The organism is Parasutterella excrementihominis YIT 11859 (assembly GCF_000205025.1).
GTDB classification, from domain to species: Bacteria; Pseudomonadota; Gammaproteobacteria; order Burkholderiales; family Burkholderiaceae_F; genus Parasutterella; species Parasutterella excrementihominis.
Genome location: NZ_GL883681.1, coordinates 21,458 through 28,730 on the forward strand (window position 1 = coordinate 21,458; position 7,273 = coordinate 28,730).

The following is a 7,273-nucleotide window of genomic DNA, read 5'->3' on the forward strand; positions in this document are numbered from 1 at the left end:
TACTAGTAAAGTGTGACTCAATAAATTACTAGTAAAACACTAGTAATTTTGAGAACTCAAAGAGAGCCTAGACCACAATCTAAACACAATTTAGTATTGTTCTCAAAACGTAGCGAATATCTGCGGGTTAGATATGGATTCAAAAAGGAAAATTTCGGAAGATGTTTCGGAAAATACATCCTCTGACCAAAGTCAAAGTCGTGCTTTAACAACGCCGAAGAAAGAACTGCTTCCCGAGCAAAAAGCGAGAGTGTGGATCGATCGCGAGCTTGAGGAAGCCGGCTGGAAAGTAGTAGATCGCAGTGAATACACGCCGGATCTGGAAGCCGCAGCGATTCGTGAAGTTCTGATGACCGGAAATAAAGAAGCCGACTACATCCTCATGCTTGGCGGCAAGGCTGTTGCCGTCGTAGAGGCGAAGAAGTCTGATATTCCTCTAGACGACCCGCACCTCATTCAACAGGCAGAAGGCTACACAACCCGACTTCTAAAATGGTTCCCTGCTTTTGAGAAACCCTTAAAGCTTGTCTACGTTTCTAACGGCAAAGAAATCGCTTTCCGGGATTTCCACGTACCGAATTCAGAATACGAGCAGATTGAAACATTCCATCGGCCAAAAGACATTGTTGAGAAGCTAAATCTTCCCGGTTACTTTGACGGCCTTCCATATCTTTCTCCCAAGCGCCTTCGCGACTGCCAGTACCACGCGATCAAGAATCTTGAGAAGTCCTTCAAAGAAGGAAAAGAAAAAGCGCTGATCGTATTGGCAACGGGAGCCGGAAAAACATTCACGGCCTGCACAATTTGCTACCGAATGCTTTCATTTACGAAAGCTCGAAGAATCTTGTTTTTGGTTGACCGGAATAACCTGGGAACAGGTGCAAAGCAAGAGTTTCAATCCTTTAATCTGACGCAGACCGGGAAAAACTTTTCAGAAATTTTCGCGGTCGAGAAACTTGGCCGTCAAAATGCCGAGGACAAGGCGGAAGATGCAAAGAGCTTGAAGTCCAAAGAGAAAGCCGGGAAAGTTGTTATCAGCACTATCCAGCGTCTTTATGCACAGCTTACAGGCCAGCCGGAAGAGGTCAGCGAAGAAAACGAAGACTCCGGCATGGGACACAAAGAAGGCGAAGTTGTCGAAGTTCCGAAAAATGCAATGCTTCCTCCGGACTACTTCGACCTCATCATCATTGATGAGTGCCACCGTTCGATCTACAGCGACTGGAAGAAGGTGCTGGATTACTTTTCGTCAGCTCGGAAGATTGGGATGACGGCCACCCCGATTCCGGAAACCTTAGCTTTCTTTGATAAAAATCAGGTTGCCAACTACACGCTAGAGCAGTCCATCTTGGACGGAGTCAATGTTCCGGGAAGAATACTTCGAATCAAAACAAAGATCGGAGAAAACGGTGGAACGGTTAAAAAGGGCGAACACGTAAACTCCATCAACGTGGAAACCAAGGAAGTCTCGAATCAGACGGCATCAGAGGAAAAGGAATACAAAAAGACGGACTTAAACCGAAGCGTTGTTGTCCGTGACCAAATTCGAAAGGTTCTGCAGGAGTACAAAGATTCTGTTTACACAAAGATGTATCCGGACCGAGAACCGAATTTTGACTATCTTCCAAAGACGCTGATCTTCGCAGAGAGCGACATTCATGCGAGCCTGATTGTTGAAGTCGCAAAAGAGGTTTTCGGACGCGAGGATGATCGATTCGTCCAGAAAATCACGTACTCCGTCGACGACTGTGCTGAAAGAATTCAATCGTTTAAACGAGATGTTGATTTCAGAATTGCCGTGACGGTCACGCTCATCGCAACCGGAACCGACGTTAAGCCGCTTGAAGTTCTTATGTTCCTAAGCGACGTTCATTCTGAAACGCTCTACACGCAGATGAAAGGCCGGGGCGTTAGAACCATCAGCGATGAGCAGCTTAGAGAAGTAACGCCGAACGCGCATGGCAAAGAGCTCTATTACCTTATCGACGCTGTTGGCGTAACGGAAAGTGAAAAACACGTTGCTTCACTTTCCTCCGGCGATGGAGCAGGCGGAGGAAAAACACTTAATCCAACATTGAAGATCCTCCTGGAATGGCTATCCCTCGGGTACGTCAGCGATGAGAACTTGAGTCTTTTGGCAGTGAAGCTGCTCGCGATCCGAAAACGCTGCGATCCGGAAGATCTGGTCGAACTCTACAAAGTCTTCCCGATTACGCTGGAAGATTTTGCGGAAAAGATCATGAATGCATTGGACTCAGGAAAACTTCCGCCATTTATCTCCCCATCGAATGACAATACCGAGAGAATGGATTTAGTCAGGGTTCTGCTTGAAAACAAGAAAGCTCGTCGTATTCTCTTGGGCATCGCCAGAGGCTTTATCAAGGATCTTGTCGACCAGAAAGATGAGGTTATTTCTTCCGGATTTTCTATCGAAGACGCGAAAAAATCGACGGAAGCTTTTGAGTCATATGTCCGTTTGCACAAAGACGATATCGAAGCGCTGCGTTACATCTACAACTCGGAGGACGGAAAGCTCTCGCATGCCGTTCTTCAGGACCTCAAGTCCAAGCTCTCTGCAGGTTTAGAAGGATTCGGTATTTCGCGTCTTTGGAACGACTATGCCCTCGTTCAAGACGACGATACCGAAGTTGCCAAGACAACCAAAGAGGAAATCACCGAACTTATCCAACTTGTCCGCTTTGCCTACGGTATGATCAAGCGGCTTGTTCCTCTGACTTCAAATTACGCACAGCGTTTTGAACTTTGGTGCGGACAAAAACAAAGAGATCTTCCGATGACGCCCGCTCAGAGAGAACTCTTCAAAAAAATCGCTCTTTATATCGCCCAGAACGGAGGATGCAGCTTTAAGACGCTCAAAGAGGCAATTCCAGATCTCGCTACGGACCTTGTCCGAGAATTGGGAAATGCTAAAGCTGCCAACGAACAAATTTTTTCTCTTAACGAATTTATTCTTAAGACCGCTTAGAAATGGAAGTTACAGAAACATCCCTTGTAAAAAAGGTGTGGAAGCTTGCTGATGTCATGGCAGGTGCCGGCATTGGCTTTACCGATTACATTACGCAGCTCACATACCTCCTGTTCTTAAAAATGGACCAGGAAAATGTCGATCTCATGGATGAGGAATCTAAGATCCCGGAAGGACTGCGCTGGGAAAATCTTAGGAAAGAAACTGGTGAAGATCAGCTTTCCCTCTACGAAAGAATTCTCCGAACCTTATCCAAACAGGAAGGCCTGATTGGAACAATTTTTACCAAAGCCCAAAACAAAATCGAAAGTCCTGTTTACCTCAGCAAACTGATTTCCTTCATTGACCAAGAGCAGTGGCTCATTCTGAAAGGCGACGTGAAAGGCGCCCTTTATGAAGCCATTCTTCAGAAGAACGGACAAGATAAAAAGAGCGGGGCCGGACAGTACTTCACACCGAGACCTCTCATCGATGCCATTGTGGATGTGATCTCTCCGAAAATTGGTGAGACGGTTATTGACCCTGCCTGCGGTACGGCAGGCTTCCTACTTTCGGCTTTCAACTACATGAAAGGCCAGAGTATGGATACGGATCTCAATATCAAGTTGAGAAACAGCTCTTTGAAAGGCTATGACATCACACCGCTCGTCGTGACACTTGGTTCCATGAATCTTTATCTTCATGGAGTCGGTCTGAATTCCTCCCCCATCGTTTGTCAGGACTCGCTTATCAAAGAGCCGGATAAAAAGTACGACATTGTTCTTGCCAATCCTCCGTTCGGAGCCAGGGCTGCCGGATCAGTTGAGATTCATCGCAGCGACTTTATCAAAGAGACGAAGAATAATCAGATCAACTTCTTGCAGCACATCATGTCGCTGCTCAAATCCGGAGGTCGAGCCGGTGTTGTTCTTCCGGATAATGTGCTGTTTGAATCGAGCGGAGAAGAGGTAAGAAAAAAACTTCTCACGGACTTCAACCTCCATACGATCCTTCGCCTCCCAACCGGTATCTTTTATGCAAATGGTGTTCAGACGAATGTCTTGTTTTTCGAGAAAAAGGGAAAAACAAAAGAGCTTTGGGTTTATGACTACCGCTCTGGGATCAAACACACTCTTGCCACTAATCCTCTGAAACGTGAGGACTTAGATGATTTTGTTTCTTGCTTTAGTTCTGAAGATCGAAACAAGAGAGAAGAGACATACAACAAGGACACGAATCCAAACGGAAGGTGGAGAAAGTTTTCTATTGAAGAGATTCTGGAGAGAGAGGGAACGAACCTAGATCTCTCATGGATAAAAAATGATAGCGATGCTCTTGAAGAAATGAAAATTCCTGAGCTTCTTAAGCTGCTTACCGAGAAAAAGCAAAATATCTCCGACGCAGTGACGGAACTACAAAAGGAGCTTGTCGAATGCAAGCTTTAAACGCTCTTAAAAGCCGGCTATTAGATCTAGCGATACGAGGGAAGCTAGTTCCACAAATCGATGGAGAGAACGAAGTAGAACAAATTGGCAAAGCCCCAAAAGAAAATCCTTTTGAGATCCCTAAAAAATGGAAGTGGGTGAGATTAGACGATATCGCTCCTTATGGAAAATGTGAGCGCATCGAAGCCTGTAGTTTTGACAGAGATACTTGGTTGCTTAACTTGGAAGATATTGAAAAAGATACAGGTCGTCTGCTGCAAAAAAACAAGATTATTAAGAATCAGGGTGCAAAATATTTATTCAATAAAGGCGACGTTTTGTATAGCCGACTTCGTCCCTACCTAAACAAAGTGCTAGTTGCGGATGAAGACGGAGTCTGTACTACAGAAATAATTCCGCTAAAACCAAAAGAAAATACCTTATCGGGTTCGTACTTGAGTTTTTTTCTCAAGTCACAGTACTTCGTTCAGTACGCTGTCTCTCAGTCCTATGGCGTAAAAATGCCTAGGGTCGGAACTGCTACTGCCAAAAATGCCCTTGTGGCGCTACCTCCCCTTGACGAGCAAAAACGCATAGTTGAAAAACTAGAAAGTCTTTTTGCCAAAATCGATACCATTCAAAAATCAATAGATGAGGTTTCCCAGCTGGGTGCCTCTCTTGAAAAACAACTGCTCCAATCCTCTATAAGCGGAAAACTTGTTCCACAGCTCGATGAAGAGCTTGAGGTTGAGCAAATTGGAGATGCTCCAGAGGAGGTTCCTTTTGAGATTCCGGAAAAATGGAAGTGGGTACGATTAGAGAGTCTTGGAACTTTATTTTCGGGGAAAACGCCAAAAGCAGACGAGTTGACCAGTTCAGGAAACATTCCATATTTCAAAATTTCGGATATGAACTCCTCTGAAAACCAAAAATACATGCGCCATACCGAGCACTACTTAAAAACGACCCCTAAAAAAATTTTCAAAGCAGGATCCATTATCTTTCCCAAAAATGGCGGGGCCGTTTTCACGAATAAGAGAAGGTTTTTAGTTCGTGACTCCATTGTTGATTTAAACACAGGCGGGTTTTATCCCAACAAGAATTACTTAGATGAGAGCTATGCTTTCCTACTTCTCTCCTCTATAGACTTTAGAGAAATTTCAAAGGGCACTGCTCTTCCCACAATAGACTCTAGTAAGTTAAAGTCTTATCTCGTTCCGTTACCTCCACTCGGAGAACAAAGGCGCATTGTTGAGAAATTCGAAAAGCTAATGCTCGAAATCCAAAAACTGAAATAACCTCGGAACCATTCTCCGAACTCTCTCAGAACCGAAAAATGTCCCAGTCCTACTCAGGCCTCCTCGGAAAACTCGAAAAAATCGACAATCTCCGAACCATTTGGAAGAACGAAACCGCCGATTTCACGAAATGGCTCTCCCAAGAAGAGAACCTCAATCTTCTCGGGGAGGCTGTGGGGATGGATCTGGAGCGAATCGGTACGGAAGAGAGGGTCGGAGATTTCCGGGCAGATATTTTTGCTAAAGAGCTGGAATACGGAAAGACGGTCATCATCGAGAATCAGCTTGAAGAGTCCAACCACAAGCATCTTGGCCAAATCATTACGTACGCAGCCGGAAAAGAAGCCGGATGCATCATATGGATTGTGAAGCGTGCTCGTGAGGAACACGCGAAGGCCATCGAATGGCTGAACTCTCATCTGGATCAGTCCGTTGATCTCTTCTTAATTGAAATCGAACTTTGGCGGATCGGCGACTCTAAGATCGCACCGAAGTTCAACATCATTGAAAAACCCAACCAATGGGGCAAAGAGCAAAAAGAAGAGCGATTGGAATCTGCTGCAGGATTCTTCCGTAAGAACTTTTGGTCGGCTTTCTGTGACGTTCTTTCATCCGGCGATGAATATCGTCGACTCTTTACCTGGGGAAGACCGTCGTCCCGCCAGCACTTTGATCTTCGTATCGGAAGCAGCAAGGGCCACGTCTACTTTTCCGTCTCTTCCCAGAAGAAAGAGCTTTGGGTGTGCGCTTATGTGAAGGATCGAGAAGCCATTGAAAGGATCTCGAAGAATATCGATAAGTGGAAGCAGGCGCTCGGTGACAGCGATCTGGAAGTAACGCGAGACAAGAACTTGACGGTTTCCAAGCGAGTCGGAGATGTTGATCTTGACGCTCCCGACACATGGTCCGGCCTTCTAAGGCTCGCGCTTCAAGATGCGGAGAAAATCAGAGAACTTCTTCTTTCTGAGCTCGCTTTATAATTGACCTAACTGAAGGATTCAGTGTTTTGTCATTGGCCGACGCCTTTGTAGCGTTTGCGGACCGCGGCAGGTGGGAATTAGACCCGAAGCCCCTTGGTAAGACACTGGGTCCTTTTGTTTTGTCATAAGCGGGAAGCAGCACAAAACTCCCGTACCAAGCACCCAAAGTTTGCCCTGAGATTTCCCTTTTGGTAGACTTTTCGCAACAAATCGGAGCAAGTACTGTGACCCGTGTAAACCTTTCACGGAGTCCTTCGAGGACGGTAATAGCGCAGCGTCTCCGATTTTGTTTTTCTGACTTTCTTCGCTGTATCTCTCAAATCTTTCCAGACTTCAAATCGAAGACCCTCTTTCCGCGTTAACAACGTAGGAGAAAATCTGTTCTTCTTTAATGATCGCCGATGCCGAGGGCTCGTCGTCAACAAGGAATTTTTGTTTTACCATAAGCCAGAACCGGCACCGAACTCCCGTATAAAGCATCCAAAGTTTGCCCTGACTTTCCCCTTTTGGTAGACTTTCCTCAGCAAGTCGGAGCAAGTACTGTGTCCCGTGTAAATTCACCACGGAGTCCTTCGAGGACGGTAATAGAACAGCGTCTCCGATTTT

At 45.7% G+C, this 7,273-nt stretch carries 5 protein-coding genes; 4 read left to right on the forward strand and 1 reads right to left on the reverse strand.

Going from position 1 to position 7,273, the window contains the following annotated elements; all coding sequences use genetic code 11:
* Positions 1–133: 133 nt before the first annotated feature.
* From HMPREF9439_RS02000 to HMPREF9439_RS02015, 4 genes are read left to right on the forward strand one after another with little or no spacing between them, the layout of a single operon-like run.
* A complete protein-coding gene (locus tag HMPREF9439_RS02000; RefSeq protein WP_008863498.1) occupies positions 134–2,986 on the forward strand; it encodes a type I restriction endonuclease subunit R in 2,853 nt (950 codons plus the stop codon).
* A gap of 2 nt (positions 2,987–2,988) precedes the next feature.
* A complete protein-coding gene (locus HMPREF9439_RS02005) occupies positions 2,989–4,410 on the forward strand; it encodes a type I restriction-modification system subunit M (protein WP_008863499.1) in 1,422 nt (473 codons plus the stop codon).
* Entirely contained in the window at positions 4,398–5,687 is a 1,290-nt protein-coding gene (locus tag HMPREF9439_RS02010) for a restriction endonuclease subunit S (RefSeq protein WP_008863500.1), read from the forward strand. The genes HMPREF9439_RS02005 and HMPREF9439_RS02010 overlap by 13 nt, the downstream gene beginning before the upstream one ends.
* Before the next feature lie 38 nt (positions 5,688–5,725).
* On the forward strand, positions 5,726–6,667 hold the full coding sequence (locus tag HMPREF9439_RS02015) for a DUF4268 domain-containing protein (RefSeq protein ID WP_008863501.1): 942 nt from the start codon (positions 5,726–5,728) through the stop codon (positions 6,665–6,667).
* 333 nt (positions 6,668–7,000) lie between these two features.
* Here the strand turns inward: HMPREF9439_RS02015 and HMPREF9439_RS13330 are convergent.
* On the reverse strand, positions 7,001–7,273 hold a 273-nt coding region (locus tag HMPREF9439_RS13330; RefSeq protein ID WP_008863502.1), incomplete at its 5' end, for a hypothetical protein.